Annotated in this window: 2 protein-coding genes; one reads left to right on the forward strand and one right to left on the reverse strand. The window is 63.3% G+C overall.

The window, feature by feature from the left end; translation table 11 throughout:
* Positions 1-320: 320 nt before the first annotated feature.
* Positions 321-1,334 (reverse strand): aldo/keto reductase, encoded by a 1,014-nt coding sequence (locus GGQ90_RS28825; RefSeq protein WP_188084646.1) that lies wholly within the window; start codon positions 1,332-1,334, stop codon positions 321-323.
* Positions 1,335-1,551: 217 nt separating this feature from the next.
* Here GGQ90_RS28825 and GGQ90_RS28830 point away from each other — a divergent pair.
* Positions 1,552-1,835 (forward strand): phosphoadenosine phosphosulfate reductase domain-containing protein (locus GGQ90_RS28830; RefSeq protein ID WP_188084647.1); only part of this gene is annotated, 284 nt, incomplete at its 3' end.

A 1,835-nucleotide genomic window follows, 5' to 3' on the forward strand; every position in this document is an offset into this window, starting at 1 on the left:
GTCCGTCTATGTGGGCGACCAGGTCAGTTAAGCGCCTCAGCAGCGCCGCTCCGTCCGGTGAAAAGCCCTCTAGATGCGGCCGCCAAAACCGTCAACCGCGAAATTCCGCCATTTTTGAAATTCCCCTCCGAAAGTTGAGAATTCGTTCCCTACCGATTGCATGAAAAGCGCCGTCTTTCGGGCATTTCGGAGATTTCACGCGCTTGTAATAAAAATGCGTTCCTGGGCGGTGATTGGGCGCAGTGCCCTGCCCTTCTCCCCCCCCAAACCCGATCCTGTCGTGGCAAGAATCGGGAATCAGGGGAGAATCGGTATGAGAATCAGGCCAGCGGCTCGCCTTCCCACAATTCGGTGTCGATCTGCGCCTGTGCATCGCGCGGGTAACGTGGACCCGACACCGCCTTGAAATCGAACAGGCGGTCGACCCGGTCGAGCAACGGGCAAGGCAGGTCGAGCCTGACCGCCGCCAGATTCTCGTCGAGATGGGCCATATTGGTCGTGCCGGGAATCGGCACGATGAAGTCGCGGCGGGACAGCAGCCAGGCCAGGCAAAGCTGCGCCATGGTGCAGCCCGCTTCGTCGGCGAGCCGCTTGAGCTTCGTTGCCAGCTCCAGATTACGGGCCAGGTGCGGCGGCTGGAAGCGCGGCATGGCGCCGCGAATATCGCCCTCGGGTACGCCCTGCGGCCCGACCCCGCCGGCGAGCAGCCCGCGGCCGACCGGCGAAAAGGCGACGAAGCCGATGCCAAGTTCCGCGCAGGCGTCGAGCACGGCGACTTCCGGATTACGGCTCCAGGTCGAATATTCGGTCTGCACCGCGGTGATCGGATGAACCCCATGGGCGCGGCGAATCGTTGCGGCCGACATTTCCGACAGGCCGATCGCGCCGATCTTGCCATCCTCCACGCCACGCACCAGCGCGCCCACCGACTCCTCGATCGGCACCTTCGGGTCGAGGCGATGAAGATAATAGAGATCGATATGGTCGGTCCTGAGCCGGTGCAGCGAATCCTCCAGCACGCGGGTGATCGCTCGGGGCGAGCCGTCGAGACCGCGCTTGCCGTCAATCTCCGCCAGGACGCATTTGCTGGCGAGGGTGAAATCGGCCCGGCGGTCCATGATGGTGCGGCCGAGCAATTCCTCATTGGCGCCGAAGCCATAGAGAGCGGCGGTATCGAAGAAGCTCACGCCGGCGTCGAGCGCATGGCGCAGCAGCCGTTCGGCCTCGTCCGCCGACGGGCGCGGCAGATAGGCATGGGACAGGTTCATGCAGCCAAGGCCGATGGCGGAAACGGTGAGCGCGCCCAGGCGGCGGGTAGGAAGAGCAGTCGTCATGGAGTGGGAAGCATCCTGTCGGTTGGGGCCGTGCATCGCACAAGAGATAGGTCCGCATCTCCGCTCTGTCATGCCCTCGGTCATGCCTCATCCGGCAAGACGAAAGAAGATGGGGTTTACCCGCCCTAACAAAGCCAATCTTGCCCGGCGGGCGCAGCGGGATCATCTCCGCGTCATTCTGTAGACATTTATGCCGCCCTGCGGCGCGAGCGAGCCCATGACCCGGAACCTTACCCATTTGGAGCGCCTGGAGGCGGAGAGCATACATATATTGCGGGAGGTGGTGTCGGAGGCGGAGCGGCCTGTGATGCTGTACTCGGTGGGCAAGGATTCGGCGGTGATGCTGCATCTGGCGAAGAAAGCCTTCTATCCCTCGCCCCCGCCCTTCCCGCTGCTGCATGTCGATACCACCTGGAAGTTCAAGGCGATGTACGACCTGCGCGACAAGGCTGCGCGCGACGCGGGCATGGAGCTGCTGGTCCATCATAATCCCGAGGCGCA

Source organism: Sphingobium scionense, assembly GCF_014197035.1.
Taxonomy (GTDB): domain Bacteria; phylum Pseudomonadota; class Alphaproteobacteria; order Sphingomonadales; family Sphingomonadaceae; genus Sphingobium; species Sphingobium scionense.